Source organism: Loktanella sp. R86503, assembly GCF_042466455.1.
Lineage (GTDB): Bacteria > Pseudomonadota > Alphaproteobacteria > Rhodobacterales > Rhodobacteraceae > Loktanella.
This window is the reverse complement of the sequence record NZ_JAXHCI010000005.1, coordinates 52,710-74,316: the sequence shown is the minus strand read 5'-3', so window position 1 is coordinate 74,316 and position 21,607 is coordinate 52,710. Positions and strand designations below refer to the sequence as shown.

At 64.7% G+C, this 21,607-nt stretch carries 18 protein-coding genes; 10 read left to right on the top strand and 8 right to left on the bottom strand.

Going from position 1 to position 21,607, the window contains the following annotated elements; translation table 11 throughout:
* Positions 1 to 133 precede the first annotated feature (133 nt).
* Both SJY10_RS16775 and SJY10_RS16770 read left to right on the top strand, forming a co-directional pair.
* The gene (locus SJY10_RS16775) at positions 134 to 400 is read left to right on the top strand and encodes a hypothetical protein (RefSeq protein WP_386685061.1); all 267 of its coding nucleotides are present in this window, start codon (positions 134 to 136) and stop codon (positions 398 to 400) included.
* Positions 400 to 1,965: a hypothetical protein gene (locus SJY10_RS16770; protein ID WP_386685059.1), complete on the top strand. Its 1,566-nt coding sequence runs from the start codon at positions 400 to 402 to the stop codon at positions 1,963 to 1,965. The genes SJY10_RS16775 and SJY10_RS16770 overlap by 1 nt, the downstream gene beginning before the upstream one ends.
* Here the strand turns inward: SJY10_RS16770 and SJY10_RS16765 are convergent.
* Together SJY10_RS16765 and SJY10_RS16760 are read right to left on the bottom strand one after the other, a co-directional pair.
* Entirely contained in the window at positions 1,929 to 2,882 is a 954-nt protein-coding gene (locus SJY10_RS16765) for a hypothetical protein (protein WP_386685057.1), read from the bottom strand. The genes SJY10_RS16770 and SJY10_RS16765 overlap by 37 nt on opposite strands.
* Positions 2,879 to 4,276 (bottom strand): oligosaccharide flippase family protein, encoded by a 1,398-nt coding sequence (locus SJY10_RS16760; protein ID WP_386685055.1) that lies wholly within the window; start codon positions 4,274 to 4,276, stop codon positions 2,879 to 2,881. The genes SJY10_RS16765 and SJY10_RS16760 overlap by 4 nt, the downstream gene beginning before the upstream one ends.
* A gap of 156 nt (positions 4,277 to 4,432) precedes the next feature.
* On the opposite strand from SJY10_RS16760, the gene SJY10_RS16755 reads away from it, so the two are divergent.
* Positions 4,433 to 5,665: a Coenzyme F420 hydrogenase/dehydrogenase, beta subunit C-terminal domain gene (locus tag SJY10_RS16755; protein ID WP_386685053.1), complete on the top strand. Its 1,233-nt coding sequence runs from the start codon at positions 4,433 to 4,435 to the stop codon at positions 5,663 to 5,665.
* A 19-nt stretch (positions 5,666 to 5,684) separates the two neighbouring features.
* Entirely contained in the window at positions 5,685 to 6,875 is a 1,191-nt protein-coding gene (locus SJY10_RS16750) for a polysaccharide pyruvyl transferase family protein (protein ID WP_386685051.1), read from the top strand.
* On the opposite strand, the gene SJY10_RS16745 is transcribed toward SJY10_RS16750, so the two are convergent.
* Positions 6,872 to 7,813 carry a glycosyltransferase family 2 protein gene (locus tag SJY10_RS16745; RefSeq protein WP_386685049.1) on the bottom strand — a complete coding sequence of 314 codons (942 nt, stop codon included), beginning with the start codon at positions 7,811 to 7,813 and terminating at the stop codon, positions 6,872 to 6,874. The genes SJY10_RS16750 and SJY10_RS16745 overlap by 4 nt on opposite strands.
* Positions 7,814 to 8,100: 287 nt before the next feature.
* On the opposite strand from SJY10_RS16745, the gene SJY10_RS16740 reads away from it, so the two are divergent.
* Both SJY10_RS16740 and xrtD read left to right on the top strand, forming a co-directional pair.
* Complete coding sequence (locus SJY10_RS16740) at positions 8,101 to 9,021, top strand: acyltransferase family protein (protein WP_386685047.1); 921 nt, start codon at positions 8,101 to 8,103, stop codon at positions 9,019 to 9,021.
* Between the two features lie 85 nt (positions 9,022 to 9,106).
* Positions 9,107 to 10,705, top strand: a complete 1,599-nt coding sequence (xrtD, locus tag SJY10_RS16735) for a VPLPA-CTERM-specific exosortase XrtD (protein WP_386685045.1) — start codon at positions 9,107 to 9,109, stop codon at positions 10,703 to 10,705.
* Between the two features lie 6 nt (positions 10,706 to 10,711).
* Here xrtD and SJY10_RS16730 read toward each other — a convergent pair whose 3' ends face one another.
* Positions 10,712 to 11,560 carry a glycosyltransferase family 2 protein gene (locus SJY10_RS16730; RefSeq protein WP_386685043.1) on the bottom strand — a complete coding sequence of 283 codons (849 nt, stop codon included), beginning with the start codon at positions 11,558 to 11,560 and terminating at the stop codon, positions 10,712 to 10,714.
* A gap of 228 nt (positions 11,561 to 11,788) precedes the next feature.
* Here SJY10_RS16730 and SJY10_RS16725 point away from each other — a divergent pair, with 228 nt between their 5' ends.
* Both SJY10_RS16725 and SJY10_RS16720 read left to right on the top strand, forming a co-directional pair.
* Positions 11,789 to 11,977, top strand: coding sequence for a hypothetical protein (locus SJY10_RS16725; RefSeq protein WP_386685041.1), 189 nt, complete (start codon positions 11,789 to 11,791; stop codon positions 11,975 to 11,977).
* A 107-nt stretch (positions 11,978 to 12,084) separates the two neighbouring features.
* Positions 12,085 to 13,326 (top strand): glycosyltransferase family 4 protein, encoded by a 1,242-nt coding sequence (locus tag SJY10_RS16720; protein ID WP_386685039.1) that lies wholly within the window; start codon positions 12,085 to 12,087, stop codon positions 13,324 to 13,326.
* Here the strand turns inward: SJY10_RS16720 and SJY10_RS16715 are convergent.
* From SJY10_RS16715 to SJY10_RS16700, 4 genes are all read right to left on the bottom strand, one after another.
* The gene (locus SJY10_RS16715) at positions 13,323 to 14,588 is read right to left on the bottom strand and encodes a hypothetical protein (RefSeq protein ID WP_386685037.1); all 1,266 of its coding nucleotides are present in this window, start codon (positions 14,586 to 14,588) and stop codon (positions 13,323 to 13,325) included. The two genes, SJY10_RS16720 and SJY10_RS16715, sit on opposite strands and share 4 nt — an antisense overlap.
* Positions 14,589 to 14,593: 5 nt before the next feature.
* Positions 14,594 to 15,256 carry a polysaccharide biosynthesis/export family protein gene (locus tag SJY10_RS16710; RefSeq protein WP_386685141.1) on the bottom strand — a complete coding sequence of 221 codons (663 nt, stop codon included), beginning with the start codon at positions 15,254 to 15,256 and terminating at the stop codon, positions 14,594 to 14,596.
* 171 nt (positions 15,257 to 15,427) lie between these two features.
* Positions 15,428 to 17,977: a tetratricopeptide repeat protein gene (locus SJY10_RS16705; RefSeq protein WP_386685035.1), complete on the bottom strand. Its 2,550-nt coding sequence runs from the start codon at positions 17,975 to 17,977 to the stop codon at positions 15,428 to 15,430.
* A 20-nt stretch (positions 17,978 to 17,997) separates the two neighbouring features.
* The gene (locus SJY10_RS16700; RefSeq protein ID WP_386685033.1) at positions 17,998 to 18,699 is read right to left on the bottom strand and encodes a sugar transferase; all 702 of its coding nucleotides are present in this window, start codon (positions 18,697 to 18,699) and stop codon (positions 17,998 to 18,000) included.
* A 420-nt stretch (positions 18,700 to 19,119) separates the two neighbouring features.
* Between SJY10_RS16700 and SJY10_RS16695 the strand changes: the two genes are divergently transcribed.
* Entirely contained in the window at positions 19,120 to 20,001 is an 882-nt protein-coding gene (locus SJY10_RS16695) for an ExeA family protein (protein ID WP_386685031.1), read from the top strand.
* Positions 20,002 to 20,004: 3 nt separating this feature from the next.
* The gene (locus tag SJY10_RS16690; protein WP_386685029.1) at positions 20,005 to 21,606 is read left to right on the top strand and encodes a GumC family protein; all 1,602 of its coding nucleotides are present in this window, start codon (positions 20,005 to 20,007) and stop codon (positions 21,604 to 21,606) included.
* The last annotated feature ends 1 nt before the right edge of the window (position 21,607 follow it).

The window sequence follows — 21,607 nt, the reverse complement described above, 5'->3', positions numbered from 1 at the left end:
ACCGGCAGCGTGTCCAAGGTGTCCTTAACCCCTGCGCACGGCAGGACCGCGCCCGCGGCAACCCTGTGCGCCGGCGTGGTAGTGTCCCGCGCTGCCCTGCCACTGGGGCCTCTCTTGCAGAAAGGTTATCTTTATGTCCGCATTCGACCGTTTCAAATATTACGCCGCCAGCCCCGAAAGCCCGGTGTCCCATGCCTTTGCCGTAACGCCGCACGACAGCGCCGATCTGACCCATGTGACGCGCGCGCTTTATGTCGGGGGCGGCGGCGATTTGCGGGTCGTCATGGCGGACGGGGCCACCGTGACATTTGCCGCCCTTGCGCCGGGCTGGCATCCGGTGCGGGTGCGCCGCGTTCTGGCGACGGGGACCTCGGCGACGCTGATCATTGGGTGCCACTGATGATCTGGCTTGGCCTTGGCTTGGGCGCGATCACGGCACAGGCCGGTGCAGGTGGTGCGATTGCGCCGCCCCCGCCCGATCCTGATCCGGTGCCCGATCCCGTTCCGGACCCCGATCCTGCGCCAGATCCTGCGCCGGACCCCGATCCGACACCTGATCCGACACCTGATCCGGCCCCCGTGCTGGCCGCCCTGCCGGCCCCCCCTGCCACGCGCTGGCATCCGGGGTTTTCGCAGGTCACGCTGCAGGACGGGCGTGTCGCGGCCGCAACCGATCTGCAGGGGCTGGCGGATGTTACCGCCGTTAGCGCGGGCCTTGGGCCGCAGGCGCTGCGTGACGGGCAAGGCCGCGCCTTCTGGCGTTTTGCCGGAGGTCAGGCACTAGAGGTTGCAGCCGGTCTGGTCTGCAGCGCGCGGGCGATCTCGGTCTTTATGGTGGTGCGGGTGCCGCGGCATCCGGCGTCTTACAACCGCTACTTTTCGCTGGGCGCGCAGGGCCAAGGCAGTCAGGCCAATACCAATGGCGGCCCGCTGGAAAGCCGGACCACCAACCGCAGCGCCAGTTTCGTGCAAAGCTTTGGCAAAATGGCATCCTCGGCGGCGTCGGGGGCGGAATGGCTGGTGACGGGGGCACAAAAGCAGGTCATCGCTGCGACCTGCGGCGGCACAGGCACGCGGTTGTCCTTGAACGAGCGCCGCGTCTCTGTCGCGGCGGGGCTGAATGTGACCGGCGTCGCGGGCGCTGAAATCGGCCGCTATGCCTGGTCGCCGGGGGCTGCAGGCAGTTGGGGTGTGTTCGATCTGTATGATATGGTGGTCTATGACCGCACCCTGACCGAGGCAGAGGCCCAGGCCGTGTCAGAGGCCCTGATGCAGGCCCATGACATCGTGCCCGTCACCAGCCAGTTGGTGCTGGAAGGCGATAGTATCACCCAAGGCACCGGCGATGTGACCGAGGCGCTGTCCTGCGCAGCGGTGCTGACAGAGCCGGGGACAAACCACGTGCCGCCGGGCTGGCGGGTGTGCAACCTTGGCACATCCGGCAACAAGGTCGCCGATCTGGTCGCCAAGCGTGATGCGGCCAATGGCTGGGCGGCGCAGCTTTTGCCGGGGCAGAACGTCATGGCCTTTGAAATCGGGCGCAACGACTGGCCTGCGGGCGTCAGTGCGGCGGCGCTTTACAGCAGCGTCGTGGGTTATCTGAACACCGCCGGCACCGGGGTGTTGCAGCGTGGCTGGTCCGTGCGGGCCATGGCGAATATCGCATCATCCCCTGCCCTGATGCCCCAGATCGAGGCGCAGCGCAGCGCGCTGCGGTCAGCCCAGTTCCTCAGCGATACGGGCGCGCAGGCAGGCGGGCCTTTTGCCGGACGGGTCAGCACTGTGTCCACCGATCTGATCGCACATAACGGCGCACAGCGTTTTGCGACCTCCGATGCGGCGGCGGATCAGGCCTATTACGCCGGCGACAGCACCCACCCCGGCGTGCTGGGGGCGCAGGTGCGCGTCACAGGCGGTGATACGCCCGCTTACGGCGTGGCGGCGGGGCTTTCGAACCCGTCATAGCCGCGCAAATCAAGGGGGTAAGCCGCGATCTGTGCCAGTCTTTGGTTGCTGGTCGCAAACGCCCCTTTGAACGCTGTCCGGACGTGGTCCGATACCGGCTTGCGCCCGGACAGCAGCCCCGCCAAAGGCGGGCTTTTCAACGCATATCCGGCCAGACGGTACAGCCCCAGCGGCGTGCGGCCAAAGCTGACGATGGGCGCAGGATTAAGCGTGCTGCGCTGCACATGGTTGATCCGCCGCAGGACGGGGCTGGCGTATTCGGGATAACTGGCGGCATAGGTGTGCCGCGCGGCAGTGTTCAGCCCCGCAAAAGCGTCGTTCTGCGTAAAATCCGCCAGCGCCAGCGCCGCGCCGTCCATATCGCGCTGCAGGCTTTCCTGCGTCATGACATAGACGTTTTGGATGCCAAACAGGCTCTGATACAGGGCCACCAGCCGGTCATAGGCGAAATGCTGCGGCGCAAATCCGAAATAGCCGAACTCATCCGTGCCCGCAAAGAACTGCGCCGGGGTCATCGTGCCGCCGCGCAGCAGGTATTGCATATAGACCGACGGCAGGATGCGCTGCTGGTTGCGGATCGAGATCACGATCCGCGCACCCGGGGCGATCTGGGCCAGACGGGCGGCATAGGCCTCGCTTTCCCTGCCACCGAAGAGCGGATTGCCTGACAGGATTTCAGAGGAAATGACCGGGGTCCCCGCCGGCATCGTGGCGCGGCGGGCGGCGATCAGATCGCGCATCGGTGCGGGATCGAAATCCAGCCCGTGCGGCTGCACGATATGGGCAAAGACGTCGTCATGATCCGCGATCTGCGCATAGCCGTGCTCTGCCACAAACAGCTTGCGCTGCATCCAGGTTGTGGCGGTCTTGTGATAGCCGATGTGTAGGGTCAGGGGGCCATTTTGGGGCGTGCTCATAGCGCAGGGCTCATGTGTTTTCCTTTGACGTAGCGGCGCAGGTCACTGCAGGACCAGAGCATCAAGGCCCCCAGCACAGCGAAGGCGGCGATCTGGGCTGCGGTTTGCTGCGGAATAAAGAACGCTGCAAGCCCGGTCAGCAACATCACGGCCAGCGGTGCGCCAGCGGCCCGCAGCGGCAGGGCGGATCGCCAGTGGACCAGCGCAAGGGCGGCGGTCAGGCCAAGTGCCTCTCCTGCGATGCCGGTGGCGATGATGGTGTAAAGGTTGCCGGTGGTGACGGCGATGTACCAGCACAAAGGCAAGGTAGCGATGCGCAGCAGATTGGCCACCATGGCATTGCCCGTCTGCCCGCCCGCCAGTGCGACGATGGCCGGTCCGGCCTTGGCCATACGCAGCGCCTGCATCATCGCCAGCGGGGTCAGATAGGGCAGCAGGGCCGCGTATTTGTCCCCCAGCAGCACCGTCACGACAGGGCCGCCGCACAGGGCCACGCCGATGACCAGTGCCATGCCCATCAGCAAAATGCCCTGCAGGACGCACATCGCCAGATGGATGAACCGCGCGCCGCCTTCAGGTGCGGCACGGTCCAGCGCCGACAGCTGCGGCAAAAAGAAGTTCTGCGCCGATTTCGCCATGACCAGCGTCGGCGTCAGGGTCAGGGTCGCGCCCATGGCAAAGATGGCAAGCACCTGCATCCCCAGTTCCCGCCCCACGATCAGCTTGTCGCCGTGAAAGACGCCGAACAGCAAAATGCCGTTCACCAGCAGCGGCCAGCCAAAACGCAGGGATTGGGCCATGACCGCCCGGTCCAGCACCAAACGGTAAGGGCGCTGCGCCACGAGGTGAGAGATGAGCACGGCCGCCACCGCCTGCACCACGATGGCATAAAGCATCACGCGGTAATCGCCGAAATGCGTCGCCAGCGGCCAGACCGCCAGCACGGACAACAAGGCCGGGACCGCGCCGGTCAGGATCACCGGCCAGAATACCAATGCGCGGTTCAGTCGGTGGATGTCGAAATGGACCAGCGCATTCAGCACCGGCACCAGCGCCATCACGCGGTAGGCCCAGGCCGCCTGCGGCACATTCAGCGCATCCGCGATCAGCCCGGCGCAGACGAACAGCACCGCGCCCGCGATCACGCCGCGCAGCACCTGGAACCCCTGCAGCGCCGCCTGAAACCGCGGGTCATCGCCGCTGCGCGCCTGCACAATCTGTTGCTGCAACCCAAGGGCAGAGGCCATTTCCACCACCGCCATCGCTATCGCAAAGGTCGCAGCGACGCCGTAATCGGCCACGGGGATCATCCGCGCTACGATCAGGTTGCGCGCCAGCAGCAGCAAGGCCGCGGCGGCATTGCCCGACAGGATCAGCATGGCGGATCGGAACATCAGTGGCGGGCCCTTTCAGGGAAAACAGTCCGGGGTTTGTCCCGCTTTTGCCATGCTTGCGTCAACAAGCGCGGCGACAAGGCTATGCAATCGCACAGCAATGGGGCAAGACCAGCCCAGCTTTGCGACATTTTATCTACGGGACCGCGATTTTTCATGGCCAGCGCACCGATCATCCCCGCCAGCCCGGCGCTTGCCCGTGTGGCACGCGGTGATCTGTGTGCCGGCTGCGGTGCCTGCGCGGCCTTGGCACCGGGGCGGATCGCGATGGAAACCGTCGCCCCCGGCTATCTGCGCCCGCGCCAGCTTGCGCCGCTGGACGCAGGCCAGGATGCGGCGATTGCTGCCGTCTGCCCAGGCCTTGGGCAGGACGTAAGGGCCGCGGGCCGCGCCGATCCGGTGCTTTGGGGGCCTTATACCGATGTGATGACCGGCTGGGCGGCGGACCCGCAGGTCCGCTTTGCCGGATCGTCGGGCGGGGCGCTGTCGGCGATCCTGATGCATCTGATCGCCAGCGGCACGGTGGATGCAGCGGTGCAAACGGGCGCGGCACCCCATCTGGCGATCGGCAATGCGACGACGATCACCGCCTCTGACGCGGCCATCATCGCCGCCGCAGGCTCGCGCTATGCGCCATCCGCCCCGCTGGCGGATTTGGCGGCGCAGGCAGCGTCGGGCAAACGCTTCGCCTTTGTCGGCAAGCCTTGCGATGTGGTGGCGCTGCGGGCGATGATGGCGCGTGATCCGGCCATCGCGGCCGCCTTTCCGGTGGTGCTGTCGTTCTTTTGCGCGGGCGTGCCATCCCATGCGGGCGGGCGGGCCGTGCTGGCGGCGCTTGGCACCGATCTGGACCAGACCGCCCGCTTTCGGTTTCGCGGCAACGGCTGGCCGGGGCAGGCCACAGCCACGGATCACACAGGGGAAACCCGCGCGATGAGCTATCATGACAGTTGGGGCAAAATCCTGTCCAAGCACGTCCAGCACCGCTGCAAAATCTGCGCCGATGGCACAGGCACCGCCGCGGATATCGTCTGCGCCGACGCCTGGGAGAGTGACGCCGCAGGTTATCCTGTCTTTGCCGAGGCTGACGGCATCAGCCTGATCGTTGCCCGCACCGCGCTGGGGGCAGAGGTTATCGCCGCCGCGCGCGCCGCAGGGCGAATTGAAACGCAGCCTTTTGACATCAATACCCTTGCCGCGATCCAGCCCGGGCAGCGCGAACGCCGCCGCGCCTTGCTGGCCCGCCTGACCGCCCTGCGCCTGCTGGGGCGGCCCGTGCCGCGCTATACCGGATTGCAGATCCTGGCCGCCGCGCGGCAGAACCCGCTGCGGCGCAACATCCGCAATTTCCTTGGCACCCTGCGGCGCGCCCTGCGCCCGCGTGCCTGACCACAGCATCAGGATTACCATGACCCACGCGCCGCTTCGCATCTGTCTGATCATGCACTCGACCCGTTCCGACAATCTGGGCGTCGGTGCCCTGACCGTGTCAGAGGTGGAAATCCTGCGCGATATATCCCGCCAGATCGACACCCCCATCGCGATCACAGTGATGGACTGGAAAGACCCCCGCGCGCCGTATGTGACCGGGCCGGACGTGACGGTGCGCGATCTGGACGGGCGGGTGATGGTGAACCCCCGCGGCTATTTCGCCATCGCCCGCCAGTCCGATCTGGTGATCGACATTGGCGGCGGCGACAGCTTTGCCGATATCTATGGCAGCCGGCGGCTGAACCGGATGTTCTTGCTGAAATACCTGACCCATCTGGCAGGCACGCCGCTGGTCATGGCGCCGCAGACCGTGGGGCCGTTCAGTCGCACCAGTTCCCGCCGCCTTGCCGCCGCTTCGCTCAAACGCTGCGCTGTGGTCGCCAGCCGCGACGCCATGTCGACGCAGGCCGCCCGCGATCTGGGGGTGCGGGGCGTGATCGAGGCGTCCGATGTCGCCCTGCGCCTGCCCTATACGCCCCCTGCCCCGCGCAGCGGCGGGCCGGTCAAGGTGGGCATCAACGTTTCTGGCCTGCTGATGGGCGGCGGGTATACGGGGCGGAACGAATTCGGGCTGACCATGGATTACCCCGCCCTGATCCGCGATCTGATCCGCCATTTCCAAAGCCACCCCGACGGCTGCGAGGTGCATCTGGTTCCCCATGTCATCGTCCCCAGCGGGCGCCTGAGCGGAGAGGATGATCACCGCGCCAGCGCGGCCCTTGCGGCAGAATTCCCCGGCACCGTGCTGGCCCCGGCGTTTCAGACCCCGTCAGAGGCAAAGAGCTACATCGCCGGCCTTGATTTCTTTATGGGCGCGCGGATGCATGCCTGTATCGCGGCCTTTTCCAGCGGCGTGCCGGTGGTGCCCATGGCCTATAGCCGCAAGTTCGCCGGCCTTTTCGGCACGCTCGGCTACGACCGCACCGTCGATTGCACGACGCAAGGGGCGGATGACATCAAGGCGGCGATCTTTGCCGGATATGACGCCCGCGATGTACTGGCGGCAGAGGCGCGGGCGGCCCTGAGCGAAGGTCTGCGCAAGCTGCAGGTCTACGAGGATGCCCTGCGCAATGTGCTGATCGCGCAGCGGGACAAGCGCAAGGCCTAGCCCCGGTTCCAGCGCCCTGCCAGCGTCTGCGCATCGGTGGTGCCAACCAGCAACCCCGTCATCCGCCGCGCGCGGTAGGCCCTGATGCGCACCAGCCCGGCAAAGGCCAAGGCGCGGCTGCGCAGCCCGGTGACGCGGTCAGAGGCGATGATCCGCGGCAGTTCCGCAAGGGGAGAGGCCCCCATCGCCAGCGTCTTGGCCCCCCAGCGCAGGCGCCACAGGGGCCGCGTGCGGGCGCGGGTGATGTCGTGGCTCATGTGGCGGTCCCATTTCTGCACCAGCTGCGAAAACTGCTGCCGCGCGGGGTGATAGACCTTCATGCCCGGAACATAACGGATGACTTCGCCCATTTTGGTGGCGCGCTGGCCCCAGTCGCGATCCTCTGCCACATCAAGGCCGCCAAAGGGGCCGACGCGGTCCAGAGTCTCGCGGCGCACCACCAGATTGCCGGTCCCGGTAAAGCCTTCGCGGGCGATGTAGCGATCCATGCGGTAAGCATAGATACTCTCGTACGCTTCCAGCATGGTGAGGCGGTCGGGGTGGGCCCGGGCAATGCGCACATCGCCGCCAAGAATGTTGGCCACGGGGTCGGCCATGGCGGCGGCGGCCTGTTCCAGCCAGCTTTCGTCCGCCAGACAATCGGCGTCGATAAAGGCCAAGATCGGCGCGGTGGTCAGCGACGCGCCAAGGTTACGCGCAGGCCCCGGCCCCGGTGTGCGTTCCTGCACCAGCCGCACATTGGGATATGCGGCGCAGACGGCATCGGGCATCTGCCGCGATCCGTTATCGACCACCACGATGTCATCGGGCTGCCGCGTCATCCGCGCCAGGGATTCCAGACACCGCGCCAGAAAATCCGGCTGGTTCAGATGCGGGATCACCACGGCGATCGCATCCGCGCCATGTCGGGAACCGGTCAGGGAAGCGATGTCAGGCATGGGATCGTTTCAACTTCGTAAGGGCATCAGAACACTGTCAAAACCTAGGGCCGGTTTCGCGCCAGCGCCATGCGCAATCGGGCGGGGCTGCGTGTTTCAGGCGACCTGCGGCATCAATGCCCCGGGCAGGTTCCGGATGCCTGAATTATCCTAAAACGAATTTTGTAATACATTCCACATATCCTGCTAACGCTGCCCTGCTTTTACAGCTTTGCCCAGCTGATGCGTTAACGCCACGTTAAGCATAACCTGCCCATGATGGCCGAAACATGAGGCAGGAGCAGCGCATGGAACGGAACGGGACATTTGATCATGCACGGCTGCTGGCGGCCTTTGGCATCGTGGTGTTCCATGCAGGTAGCCCCGGCGCGGCCATCGGTTATGCGGGGCTGCCGTTCTTTCTGATCCTGCTGGTGCTGCTGGCCCTGCCTGCGGCGCAGTGCATGTCATTTACGGATTTCGCCGCCCTGCGCGCGCGGCGCCTGCTGCGGCCCTGGCTGATCTGGTCGGCCATCTATGCCGCCCTGAAACTGGCAGAGGTTGCGGTGACCGGCGCGCCGCTGCGCGCGGAATTCGACGCATCCATGATCCTGACCGGACCTGCGCTGCATTTGTGGTTCCTGCCCTTCGCCTTTGCCGCCTCGCTTTGGGTATACGGCCTTGCCCGCCTGCGCCAGGTGCTGCCCGTGCCGGTGCAGACGCTTTGCGCAGCGCTGTTGCTGGCGGCGCTCGCGCTGCTCAGCTTGCATCAACGCGGCGGATTGCCTGTGCCGGTGGCGCAATGGGTCTTTGCTGGCCCTGCGGTCTGCCTTGGTAGCATCTTTGCCCTGCTGGGCACGCGGACCATGCAGCAGGCCCCTGCGGTGGCGCTGGTGGTGGCAGGGCTGGTCGGGGCTGCGATGCTGATCAGCGGGCCGGGCGGCGTGTTGCAGATCGCCGTCGCGGGCACAGTCTTTGCCCTGTGCACTGCCTATCCCCGCCCTGCAACGCCCCTATCCCGGTGGGCGGCAGAGGCGGCGATGGGCGTCTATCTGGTGCATCCGCTGGTGCTGTCTTTGGCAGACCGGGCGGGCATCGCAGAGCCGGGGACCGTCCCTGTGGCGCTGGCCGGGATCGCCGGATCGCTGGCATTGATCGCAGGCTGGCAGGCGGCCCTGCGCTATGCGCCGCTGCCACCGAGCACTTGGGTGAACACACAAAGGCCCTGATGATGCCCCCATCTGGCATGAATTCCGGCCATGCGTTGCGCTATATTGCAAAGTGTAACGACCCACCGCAGCCACGAAAGATGTGATGTCAGACAGCGCCCACCCTTCTACCTTTGGCGTCTTTGGGCGTCTGCCTGTTGGCATGCTGTGGCTGGTGCTGCTTGCACTGGCGGCTGTGCCGGTGTTCTGGCTGGGGTTTGTGTCCCTTGGCCAAGCGTGGATGACGCCGGAATATAGCCACGGCCCGCTGATCCCGCTGATCTCTCTTTATCTGTTTCTGCGCGAATTGCGCTATGCGCCCCCCGCGCCCATTGGTGCGCGCGTCAGCCGCGCCCCCGGTATTGCGATCATCGCGCTGGGGCTGGTGGGCGGCATCTTTGGCAATCTGGTGCAGATCCCCGATATCGTCACCTACGCCTTTATCATCTGGGTGGCGGGCGTCGTGCTGACCGGCTTTGGCTGGGCGCAGGGACGGCGCCATCAACTGCCGGTGCTGCATCTGGTGTTCATGCTGCCGCTGCCGCAGTTCATCTATTGGAAGCTGACGATTTTCCTGCAGCTGGTGTCGTCCGAAATGGGCGTCTGGTTTATCCAGATGGCGGGCATTCCCGTGTTCCTAGACGGCAATGTCATCGATCTGGGCGTCTATAAACTGCAAGTGGCAGAGGCCTGTTCTGGCCTGCGCTACCTGTTCCCGATCCTGTCGTTTTCTTATCTTTTCGCGATCCTGTATCGCGGCCCGTTCTGGCACAAGGCGGTCATGTTCGCGATGGCGGCGCCGCTGACGGTCTGCATGAACGCCTTTCGCATCGGGATGATCGGCGTGCTGGTGGATCGCTATGGTATCGGGCAGGCCGAAGGGTTTTTGCACTTCTTTGAAGGCTGGGTGATCTTTGGCACCTGTATCGCGATACTGTTCGGTATGGCCGTCCTGCTGCAACGCACCACCGCCAATCCGCTGAGCCTGCGCGAGACGATTGACATGGATACCGACGGTCTGGGCGCGCAGGCCCGGCGCATCCTGTCCGTGGCACCGTCCCGCGGCGTGATGATCGCGGCGGGCCTGAGCATACTAATCGCCGCCGCCTTTGTGCTGACCCCGCCGCCCGCGCGCATCACGCCGGATCGCGACCGCTTTGCCCTATTCCCGCGCGAATTTGCCGGCTGGCAAGGCTACACCATCCCGCTGGAGCCGCAGGTGGAGGCGGTGCTCAACGCGTCTGACACGCTTAATGCGGTCTATGCCCATCCGGCCCATCCGGGGCAAAGCGTCAGCCTGTTTTCCGCCTATTACGACCGCCAGACCGAAGGTGCAGGCATCCATTCCCCCGAAGTCTGCCTGCCCGTGGGCGGCTGGGAAATCTTCTCGATTGATGGCGAGGAGGTGTCATTCCCGGACACTGTGCACGGCACATTCACCCTGAACCGGGCCATCATCGAAAAGGGGTTGTCGCGGCAGCTGGTCTATTACTGGTTCGAACAGCGCGGCACCCGGATGACCAACGATTATCTGGCCAAGATCGACGTGGTCTATGACAGCCTGACCACCGGACGCACCGATGGCGCGCTGGTCCGGCTGGTCACGGCCATTGGCGAAGGCGAGGATATCGCCGCCGCCGATGCGCGGCTGCAGGATTTCATGGGCCAGATGCTGCCCCGGCTGCCCCGTTATATTCCGCAGTAAGCGCCGCTATTCGGGCCAGCCATAGCGATCGATCATCGCCGTAATCGCCGTGTCATTGCCCGACAGGCCCACGTTGGTGCTGCGCAGGTTCTGGTCCTGCCCGCCGGGCCATTCCAGCACACGGTGTGGGCAGGCCAGCATCCGCGGCACGCTGCCGCCCATCCGGTGCATCCAATACAGCCAGACATCATCGGCATGGGGGCACAGCTGCTGAAACAGATCGCGGCGCGTGACGTCTGCGTGAAAGACGCGCGGATCATAAAGCACGCCCATCACCCCCGTCGGAAACAGCAGGGGCGCGGCCATATCGCGCCGGATGCCCCGGTGCCAGCTGTTGTAAGGCGCGGGCAGATCGCCGTTCATGCGGATTTTATGGGCGCGGTGGCAGATCACCGGATCGCCGGTGCGTATCTGGGCCTGCGTCAGCTCCTCCAGCCAGGTTGGCCAGTAATAGACATCGTCATCAGCCGTGACGACAAAGGCATCGGGAAAGGCCTGCAGCGCGGGAATGATCTTGGTAAAGGATCGCAGGTCTTCCGTGGCGCGGATATCCAGCCCCTGATCGCGCAGGGCCAGGATCGCTTCGGGCAGCCTGGCGACATCGTCATGACCCAGCCACAGCACCACATGATCGGGCCGCACGCTTTGCAGCAGCAAACAGTTCAGCGTCTTTTCCAGCACGCCAAAGCGCGGCGCAAAGCTGGTCAGCGACACCACCAGCGGGCGCGGCAGACCGTGAGGCCGCACGGGCCGTTCGCCGCGCGCGACCCTTTGGGCATATTCGCGCATCGCCCGCGCACTGCGCCTGCGGTGCTTCCACTGGCGAAACTTCAGCGCAAGATATCCGTTTGCCATGCCCCGGTGCCCCCTTGGTCCAGCCTTCCCGCGCTCTTAACGCAAGCGCTGTGCGCTCGCCACTGCGCTGGCAGCTGACGCCCGGGACTGGCGGGCAGACCCCGTAAACTGTGATTTATTCGCCCCGCCCTGCAAATCCATTTGCCTTATTTCTGCCATATTCCTTCGATCAATCAACGCAGAGGTGTTAACATCCACGAACACCTCTAGCGCGAGTGAGCCGGCCTGATGATCATCACAACCACCCTTGGCGGCATAGCCGGTGCCATCGCATCCGTTCTGACGGGGATGTGGTGCGGTGTGGGCGTGCTTGGTCTGATCGGGCTTTATATGCTTGGCGGCACGGTCAGCTTTGCCATCACCCTGTTGATCGCCCTCAAGATGCAGGCGCAGGGGCCGGATCAGGGCGATCACTAAGGCAGCCTTGTGATGGCGGTTCTGCAATTGCCCTGCCATGGCCCTAATTTCACCGCCCCTTTCGCATAAGCTGATGGGAATACGCCCCTTTACCCTTGTGGATGACCATGACCGATACTGCCGCCCCGAATGATCGCCACATTCTGATTGTCGTCGAAAACCTGCCCGTGCCGCTGGACCGCCGCGTCTGGCTGGAAGCCACGACGCTGAAACAGGCAGGCTATGATGTGTCCGTGATCAGCCCGATGGGCCGCGGCTGGGACGCCGATTACGAGGTGATCGAAGGCGTGCACATCTACCGCCACCCCGCCCCGCCAGAGGCGCATTCCGGCGCCATTGCCTATGCCCGCGAATACGGCCACGCGATCCGGCACTGGTTCCGTCTGGCCCGCACTGTCTGGGCGCGGCGGCGCTTTGACGTCATTCAAGGCTGCAATCCGCCCGATCTGATCTTTTTGCTGGCGCTGTGGTACCGGCTGTGGGGCGTCGCCTATATGTTCGACCACCACGATGTCTGCCCGGAACTGTTCGAGGCGAAGTTCGGCAAGAAGGGTCTGCTGTACCGCTTTATGCTGCTGTGGGAACGGATGACCTTTGCCACCGCGTCGGTGTCGATGGCGACCAACGGCAGTTTTCGCGATATCGCGGTGCGGCGCGGCAAGATGGACCCCGATGACGTCTTTGTCGTCCGCTCTGCCCCGCGCATCGACACCTTTATCCCCGGCCCCGGCGATATTGCCATGCGCAAGGGCGCGGGCACGGTGATGGGCTATGTCGGCGTAATCGGCCAGCAAGAGGGGATGGACCTGCTGGTGCTGGCCGCCGACCACCTGATCCACAAACTGGGCCAAAGCGACGTGCATTTCCTGATCGTCGGCTTCGGCCCCCATCTGGCAGAGGTGCAGCGCGATGTCGCGGCGCATGGTTTGCAGGACTATTTCACCTTTACCGGCGCGCTTTATGGCGATGACCTGCTGGCGGCGCTGAATGCGATCGATATCGGCGTGGCCCCCGACCCCAAGAACGCGATGAACGACATATCCACCATGAACAAGGTCATGGAATATATGACGCTGGAAAAGCCGCTGGTGCAGTTCGACCTGACCGAAGGGCGCGTGTCCGCAGGGGCTGCCGGGCTTTATGCCGCCGCCAATGATCCGGCGGATTTCGCCGCCAGGATCGCGGATCTGATGGCCGATCCGGACGGGCGCGCGCGCATGGGCGCTTTGGGCCGCGCCCGGGTGCTGAACGATCTGTCTTGGGCCCATACAGAACCGCAATTGCTGGCCGCTTACGACCGCATCTATGCCAAGATGCGCCGTCCGGTGCCTGCGCCCGCGGCCGCCTAATAGCTGGTGACAAACCTGCGGCGCAGGCTGACATAGATCGTATTGGCCTGCGCCGATTTCCCTGGCGTGTCCTCTAGGTAGCGATAGCTGTAGCCCATATCGCCGGTCCAGTCGGGGGTCAGCGCCCGGCTGTAGATCGCATCAAAGGTCGCATCAAAGGATTCCGCATCCGTTGCGATATCGCGGCCATGCACCGCGTCCAGGCTGATGTGGAAATCGGTATCGCGTGTCAGTGCACGGGTATAGCCAAGCAGCACTTGCGTTGTCAGCCGTTCGGCGTTTTCCTCGTTCAGCGAAGAAACATCGCGCGACAGCTCGAAGTTCAGCGCGCTGGCGGAAAAGGTGCGCAGCGTGCTGAGCGATCCGATCACCACAGTTTCATCCTGCGGCAGCGCCACGGCGCCCAGTTGGGCGCTGACCGGCCCCAAGGGCAGTTCCAGCGTGCGCCCCGCGGTCCAGCCATAGCGTTGCCCGCCGGCTGAATCGGTGACGATGACTTCGGTGCTGAGCGCGCCCAGCGGGCGGTCCAGCGTGACGCCGGTGCTGATGGTATAGGTTTCGCTGTCATCGTCCGACAGCTCATCCTCGAACTGGCTGTAGCCAAGCGCGCCGTGCAGTTGCAGGGTCTGGGTCAGGTCCAGCTGGGTGCTGGCCCCAAGGGTCAGGCGTTTGTTGTCGGACAGGCTGCTGCCATTCAGACCGCTGGCATCGCCGCTGTAATAGGTGGTCTGGTTCAGACGCGCCGACAGGCCGAAAGCGGCCAGCGATGCGCGGCCCCAGTCGACATTCGCCTCCAGCGCCGTGTTTTGCCGCGTGGCCGTGCCATTTACGAAATCCGTCCGGTCCGCGGTATCGCGGATCGCGAATTTTTCCTCGCCCAAATCCCTTTGGCGAAACTGGCCCGCAAGTTCCAGCCCCGCATTGGCAGAGGAGGTCCGGTATTGCCCGTTCAATCGCGGCGCGGTGACACCGACATTGCCGCTGGCCGTGCCGTAACGCAGGTTGCCCGCCGCCTCCAACCCCAAGGAAGAGTGGGGCGTTTCGGTCAGCAGGTTGAACGTCGGCGTATAAAGCGCGGTCAGATTGGGCGTGCCATCTGTCGTGCGCGGGCCTTCGTTGTCGGTGGCGAAAAAGCTGACGGCATTGCCAAAGCTTAGCTGGATGCCGCCGGTTTTATAGGCCTGCGCCTGACCGGCCAGCGGCAGGGCTGTTAGCCAGGCTGCCAACCCGGCCCCGCGCAGCGCCGCGTGGGCGTCGCACAAGAGCGTCATTCAAACAGGCGGCGCTGGGGCACCACGATGACATCGCCGTCGGCCAGTTGCGTCTGGCCGGTATTCACCAACCCGCGCTGAATATCACGGTAGTTCAGGGTATAGACCTGTTCGACCCCGCTGGCATCGGTGCGGCGCAGCTGCACCCGTTTGGTGGCGGCGAATTTGGTGAACCCGCCCATGACCGCAAACATCTGCATCGCCGTGGTGCCGGGGGCCACGTCAAGCTGGCCCAGCTTGTTCGCCTCTCCGACGACAAAGACCGAAATCACCGGATCGGGGATCGGGGCGGATGGCGGGGCCTGCACGATGGGGCGGATAACCTTGTCTGCCAACCGCTCAAGCGAGACAAAGACCGTCGGCGGCGCGGCAAAGCTGGGGGTCAGGCGCGTGATCAGTTCCGACTGCACCGCATCGACCGTGGTGCCGGCCACGCGCATGGTGCCGGCCTGGGGAAAGCTGATGCGCCCGTCGGGGGCAATCAGCACGGTGCGGTTCATGCTGGGATCGTCCAGCACCTCGACCCGCAGGGTATCGCCGGCTTTCAGGCCATAGGTCTGCTGGGCCGCCGCCGGGGTCAGGGTTGCCAGGACCAGCAGGCACGTCGCAGCGAGCATACCGGCAGCGCGTCGCGCCATGGTTGTAAACATCAATTTCATCTCGGTCACCTCAATCTCCTCCCGGTTGCGGGGGACAGCTTCTATGGCTGTTATCCTTTTCTAAGGAGGGGTTAGCCCCCATGCCAATGAAAAAGCCGGCGCTGCCCGCATGCAGCCGCGATAAGCCCGCCAGCGTGCCGAGCGTGCAACAATCCGGTCCCTTTTGCGGGGTTACAGCGCGGGGGCTGCCTGATGGGGCAGGTCTTGCAGGATCTGCGCCGCCTGCGCGAACTGAGGCAGCGGGCTGCCGGCACCAAGGTCAACCGCCAGGGTCAGGGCGTCGCGGGCCTGATCCGCCAGTGCGGGGTTGATCTGCATTTGCGCGGCCAGCGCCATGCCAAGGTGAAACTGCACCATGGCATCATCAGGCAGGCCCTTGGCGGCGCGTTGCAGATACGGCAGCGCCTCTGCCACATCGCCGCGGCGGTAGGCGATCCAGCCATAGGTATCGGCAAAGGCGGGCACGGTCGTGCCCCGCAGGCGCCGCGCAATGGTGGCGGCCCGGGCCAGGCTGGCATCGTCATCGCGGTAGCTGGCCAGCAGACTGGCCAGATTGTTGGCGACGATGATGTCACTGCTGTCGGCGGCATAAACCTTTTCGTGCACGGCGATGGCGGCGTCGATCTGGCCGTCCTGTTCCAGCAGGCTGGCCTTGATCATCAACAGCGGCGCGGGCTGGTCAACCTGCGGCAAGGCGGCCTCGATGACGGCAGCGGCCTGCGCTGCATCGCCCTGCGCCAGCAGCACGCCGACCAGATAGCGCACCGGCAGCGTGCTGTCTGGAAAGCGCAGCGCCAGCGCGTTGTATTCGTCCTGCGCCCCGGCGAAATCCCCCGCCAGCGACGACAGACTGGCATCCAGCATCAGCAGGTCCGCATCATCGGGTGCCTGTTCCAGCAGCCCTGCCAGATAGCTGCGCGCGCCCTCCAGCTCTCCGGTGCGGATGCGGGTTTGCAGGATCTGCGCGACGGCGCGGATATTGTTGCGGTCGGTGATCGGGCCGGCGGGATCGATCTGCGATTCCAGCAGGCTTAGACTGTCGGCAGTGCGGTTCTGCCCTTGCAGGATCGCGGCCTGCACCACCGGCGCGGCAGAGCGGGCGGCGGGGTCGTTGATACGGCGCAGATCATCCACAACGCGCTGCGCCAGCGTCCAGTCGCGGCCTTGCAGATAAAGATCCGCCAGCGTGGTCAGCACACCGATATGCGCAGGCGCGCGGCGGCGGGCATCTTCGAGCATGGTGATTGCTGCAGCAGTCTGTGCGCGCTGCGTCAGAAAGGCGACATAGCGCAGGGTTTCATCCGGCGCACTGTGCGACACCTGCACCGCCAGCGCCAGCCGTTCGCCGGCCAGATCCAGATCGCCGTCACGTTCATGCGCCTGCGCCATCAGGGTCAGGGTGCCGCTGTCCTGGGGATTTTGCGCCAGTGCGGTGCGCAGGGCGACGATAGCCGCGCCGATGCGGTCATCCGCAATCAGCCAGCCGGCCTGCAGCTTCAGCGCCTCCACATGGCCGGGGTCCTGCGCCAGCACGGCGTCGGTGATGTCCTGCGCGCCGGCGCGGTCATTCGACTGGGACAACATCTGCGCCAGCATGATCTGCAGCTTGCGGGTGTCATCCGACGGCGCGCTGCCTGCGTCTTGCGCCAGCACCGCGCGCATCTGGGCGATGCCGTCCTCGGGCGTGCCGGTTTCGAATTCCAGCGCCGCCAGTGTGCCGGCATAAAGCCGCCCCTGCGGCGTGTCTGCATTGGCCTTTTGCAGGGCGACCAGTTCCGCCCTTGCCGCATCCACACCGCGGGCACCGCGCAGAAAGCTGACAACCGTCAGATGCGCGCCAACGTCCGTATTGGTGACAGGTCCGGCCAGCCGGCGCAGATAGGCGGCAGCGCCATCCGTATCATTCTGGCTGACATACCAGCGCAGCAGGTTCTGGCGCACATCGGTGTTGTCCGGAAACAGCTGCGACATCCGTTCCAGCTGGGGACCGATCGCGGGCAGATCACCGGTCTGCACCAGCAGCTGCGCCCGGATCAGATGCAGGTCCAGCGCCTCCGGCTCTGGGATGAGGGCGGCGTCCACGGCCACCAGCGCCCCGGCCAGATCGTTCAGGCGCATCCGTTCGTCCAGATCGATGCGCACCAGCCGGGCGCGGCCCGGCAGGTCGGCAGGCGCGCGGGCTAGCCTTGCGCGGGCATCGCTGGCGGCGTCTTCGATGGCATCCGCGTTGTCGTCGGTGACGGCCTGCTGATACTGCAGCACCAGATCAAGGCTTTGCGCCGCCGGATCGGCGGGCGCGGCGGTCAGCGCGGCGCCCGTATGGCGGCGGGCCTCGTTCCAGTCACCGCGATCAATGGCGATCTGCGCCAGCGGCAGGCGGGCTTCCAGCGCATCCGGGTATTGTTCGACCACCCGCAGATACTGGGCATAGGATTCGGTGATATCGCCGCGGGTCTGCAGCAGATCCGCATAGGCCAGCCGCGCTTCCTTGTGAAAACCGTTGTTTTCAAAGACATTGCGGAATTCCAGCATCGCCCGTTCCTGATCCCCTGCCTCCAGCAGGGTCTGGGCAGAGTGATAGTAGTCATCCGCCCGCTCTTGCGATGTCTTGCAGCCGGCCAGCGTGACGACCCCCGTCATCATCAGCGCCGCCCACAGCAGGCGCGGGCGCCGTGTGGCAGCGGGATATGGACGGGAAAGGTGGCGGATCGGCAGGGGCACGGGCGGCTCCTATCTAGGGGTCAGTGGCCTGTGGCGCGCATCACGACACGCACCGTCGCAGCCAAGATACCGGCGTCAACGCCAAGGGTGATCTTGCTGTAATAGGCGGTGTCATAGCTGGCACGGTCGGCAAAATGGGTTTCGTTACGCGCCGATACCTGCCAGCTGCCGCTGATCCCGGGGCGCAGCTGGTAATAGGCGCTGCCCGGATACATGCCGGTCTGGGACGGCAGCATGGGGCGCGGGCCGATCAGGCTCATGTCGCCGCGCAGCACGTTCCACAGCTGGGGCAGCTCGTCCAGGGATGTCTTGCGCAGCAGCAGACCGACGCGGGTGATGCGCGGATCGTTTTTCAGCTTTTGCGTGGCATCCCATTCCGCGCGGGCCGCAGGATCGGCGGCCAGATGACGCGCCAGCGCCGCATCGGCGTCCGGGATCATCGTGCGCAGCTTCCAGATCTTGTAAAGACGCCCGCCGCGGCCAACCCGGTCCTGGGTATAAAAGGGACGCCCCCCCTGACTGGCCACGGCCAGCGCCAGAAGCGCGATGATCACAGTGATAAAGGGCAGCGCCAGCAGCACGAGGGCAATATCAACGATGCGTTTACCGCCGTTGCGATAGACTCCGCGCACAGGCATGGCCATCCGCACAGCGCCGCGCCGCGTGCTGGGCATCGTCACCGCATCGGCTGCGTCCTGCATCAGGTTATGATAATACATCATGCTTCGACTATCCTAAATCCTCGTCCGGTGTTGCCGGCCCCGCACGCATATTGCGCAAGGCATGGCAAAGGCAGCGGTTCTGCTGCGGCACCTTCAGATTTGTCTCTGTCGTCAGACTGCATACAATTTTGAGCTTTTTTGTGTCCTGTAGAGAGATTTTTAACAAAATCATTAAATTATAGTTACGAAGTCCTTAATCGGACTGGAAAAATTGAAATTCGGCAGGGCTCGGGGGCAAAACAGCATGGTTGCTATCATGACAGGGCGCAAAACCAGGCAGCAAAGGGCGGCGGGGCCTTTGCAGCAGGCGGGCAGCCAAGGCGCGGCGGGCCACAGAATGTGCCAAAGGTTAACGGAAAAAGTCATATTTGCGCCCGTTTTCCCTGACATTCGTTAACGCGTCAGATCCGCAGGAACGCCATGAACAGCAGCTTGAACATCTACACCGATTTCTTCGGTCTGAGCGAACGCCCCTTCTCGCTCGTGCCCGATCCTGACTTTCTGTTCTGGTCAGAGGCGCACAGCTGGGCCTTTACCATGCTTGAATACGGCATCGTCACCCGTGCCCCGATCACGCTGATCACCGGCGAGGTCGGCGCAGGCAAGACCACGCTGGTGCATCATCTGATCCGCACAATGGAAGAAGACACGCGCGTCGCCCTGATCGCCAATGCCAGCGGCGGGCGCGGCGAATTGCTACGCTGGATCTTGCAATCGCTGGGCGAACCGGCTGCCGCGACTGAAACCTATGTCGATCTGTTTTCCCGCTTTCAGCAGCTTTTGATCGACGAATATGCCGCTGGCGGGCGGGTCGTGCTGATCTTTGACGAGGCGCAGAACCTGTCGCGCGACGCACTGGAAGAGCTGCGGATGTTCACCAACATCAACGCCAACAAGGACGAGCTGCTGCAGATCGTGCTGGTCGGCCAGCCAGAGCTGCGGGACGTGATCAACCGCCCCGATCTGCTGCAATTCGCGCAGCGCGTGTCATCCGCCTTTCATCTGGCGGCGATGGACCGGCGCACGGTCGCGGCCTATATCGCGCACCGCATGCATGTGGCCGGTGCCCAGCACGAGGTCTTTAACGCAGAGGCTTGCGATGCGATCTTTGACGTCACCGGCGGCGTGCCGCGTCTGGTGAACCAGCTGGCCGATCTGTGCCTGGTCTATGCCTTCACCGCCGAAATTCCCCACGTCAACGCCCTGACGGTCGAGGTGGTCTTGTCCGATGGTGTCTTCTTTCCCGCGCGCAGACCTGTAATAGCGGCGGTGCCTTCGACGCCGCGCACGGGAACTGCCTGACCTATGGATATCCGCTTTTATCTTTCGCTGTTTTTGCGGCGCCTGCATTGGTTCTTGCTGTTTTTGATCATCGGATCGGCCCTTGGTCTGACGCTGGCAAAGGTGCTGCCGCCTGTCTATGTCGCCAAGGCGCGACTGCTGATGGAATCCGAACAGATCCCCGGTGATCTGGCCGCATCCACCGTGCAGACCGAAGCGACAGAGCAGATGGAGATCATCCAGCAGCGCATCCTGACCCGCGACACCCTGCTGGATCTGGCCAACCGGCTGGATGTCTATGCTGGTGCGCCCCATATGTCGCCCCGGTCCACCCCTGCCGATACGATCGTGAATGACATGCGCAAACGCATCGCCATCACCACGACAGGTGGCAGCAGCGGATCGCGCGGCCCGGTGCGCGCCACCCTCGTCTCTGTCAGCTTCGAGGCCCCGACGGGCGATCTGGCGGCGGCCGTCACCAACGAGCTTGTCACCCGCATCCTGCGCGAAGACGTTGCCATGCGCACCGGATCGGCCCGCCAGACGCTGGAATTCTTTGAACAAGAGGTCAGCCGCCTTGATGCGGAACTGACCACCCGCGGCGGTGCCATTCTGGCCTTTCAGGAGGCAAACCAGGACACGCTGCCCGACAGCCTTGAATTCCGCCGCGCCCAGCAGACCGCAGGTCAGGAACGTCTGGTGCAGATGGATCGCGACAAGGCGATGCTGGCCGAACGCCGCCGCAGCGTGCTGGCCCAGCAGGCCGCCGCCGAGGAAGCCGACACCGCCGTGGGCGCGGTCGACCGCACACAGGAACAGCGCCAGCTGCAGACCCTGCGCGACGATCTGGCCCGCGCCGATGCGATCCTGTCGCCGGAAAACCCCCGCCGCAAACTGCTGCAGACGCAAGTGGATGCGCTGGCCGCCGTCGTTGCTGCCCAGTCAGAACAGCGCGGCGTCGCCCGCAACGGCGTGATGGGCGGTGCCTTTGTCGCGCAGCTGGCCGAAATCGACGCCCAAGTGGCGTTTCTGGAAGAACAGCGGCTGCAGGTGCAGGACGAGTTGGCCCATCTGCAGACCACGATCGAGGCAACGCCCGGCAATGCCATCACCCTGGACACCCTGCAGCGCGACTATGCCAATATCCGCGCCCAGTATGATCAGGCTGTTGCCAGCCGCGCCCGCGCGGAAACCGGCGATGTGATCGAAACCCTGGCCAAGGGGCAGCGCATTTCCGTCATCGAACAGGCCGTCGTGCCCGCAAGCCCCGACCGGCCCAACCGCAAGATGATCGCCGCCGGCGGCGTCGGCGGCGGGCTGTTCATGGGCCTTGCCATGGTCATCCTGCTGGAGCTTTTGAACAAGGGCATCCGCCGCCCGGTGGACCTGAACAACGCCCTTGGCATCACCCCCTTCGCTACCCTGCCCTATTTCCGCACGACCGAGGAAAAATGGCGCCGCCGCGTCATCATCTATGGTGTGCTGGGCGCGCTTTTGGTGGGGATTCCCGTCGGAATCTGGGCCCTTGATGCCTATTACATGCCGCTTGATCTGATCATCGACGGGCTGGGACGCCGCATCGGATTTGCCAGTTTGATCCCCGCGCAAGCCACCGCATTCGCCTAAG

Coding starts and splice junctions, on each gene's coding strand:
- SJY10_RS16775 (WP_386685061.1), top strand. CDS start 134: ATGTCCGCATTCGACCGTTTCAAATATTACGCCGCCAGCCCCGAAAGC.
- SJY10_RS16770 (WP_386685059.1), top strand. CDS start 400: ATGATCTGGCTTGGCCTTGGCTTGGGCGCGATCACGGCACAGGCCGGT.
- SJY10_RS16765 (WP_386685057.1), bottom strand. CDS start 2,882: ATGAGCACGCCCCAAAATGGCCCCCTGACCCTACACATCGGCTATCAC.
- SJY10_RS16760 (WP_386685055.1), bottom strand. CDS start 4,276: ATGTTCCGATCCGCCATGCTGATCCTGTCGGGCAATGCCGCCGCGGCC.
- SJY10_RS16755 (WP_386685053.1), top strand. CDS start 4,433: ATGGCCAGCGCACCGATCATCCCCGCCAGCCCGGCGCTTGCCCGTGTG.
- SJY10_RS16750 (WP_386685051.1), top strand. CDS start 5,685: ATGACCCACGCGCCGCTTCGCATCTGTCTGATCATGCACTCGACCCGT.
- SJY10_RS16745 (WP_386685049.1), bottom strand. CDS start 7,813: ATGCCTGACATCGCTTCCCTGACCGGTTCCCGACATGGCGCGGATGCG.
- SJY10_RS16740 (WP_386685047.1), top strand. CDS start 8,101: ATGGAACGGAACGGGACATTTGATCATGCACGGCTGCTGGCGGCCTTT.
- xrtD (WP_386685045.1), top strand. CDS start 9,107: ATGTCAGACAGCGCCCACCCTTCTACCTTTGGCGTCTTTGGGCGTCTG.
- SJY10_RS16730 (WP_386685043.1), bottom strand. CDS start 11,560: ATGGCAAACGGATATCTTGCGCTGAAGTTTCGCCAGTGGAAGCACCGC.
- SJY10_RS16725 (WP_386685041.1), top strand. CDS start 11,789: ATGATCATCACAACCACCCTTGGCGGCATAGCCGGTGCCATCGCATCC.
- SJY10_RS16720 (WP_386685039.1), top strand. CDS start 12,085: ATGACCGATACTGCCGCCCCGAATGATCGCCACATTCTGATTGTCGTC.
- SJY10_RS16710 (WP_386685141.1), bottom strand. CDS start 15,256: ATGAAATTGATGTTTACAACCATGGCGCGACGCGCTGCCGGTATGCTC.
- SJY10_RS16700 (WP_386685033.1), bottom strand. CDS start 18,699: ATGATGTATTATCATAACCTGATGCAGGACGCAGCCGATGCGGTGACG.
- SJY10_RS16695 (WP_386685031.1), top strand. CDS start 19,120: ATGAACAGCAGCTTGAACATCTACACCGATTTCTTCGGTCTGAGCGAA.
- SJY10_RS16690 (WP_386685029.1), top strand. CDS start 20,005: ATGGATATCCGCTTTTATCTTTCGCTGTTTTTGCGGCGCCTGCATTGG.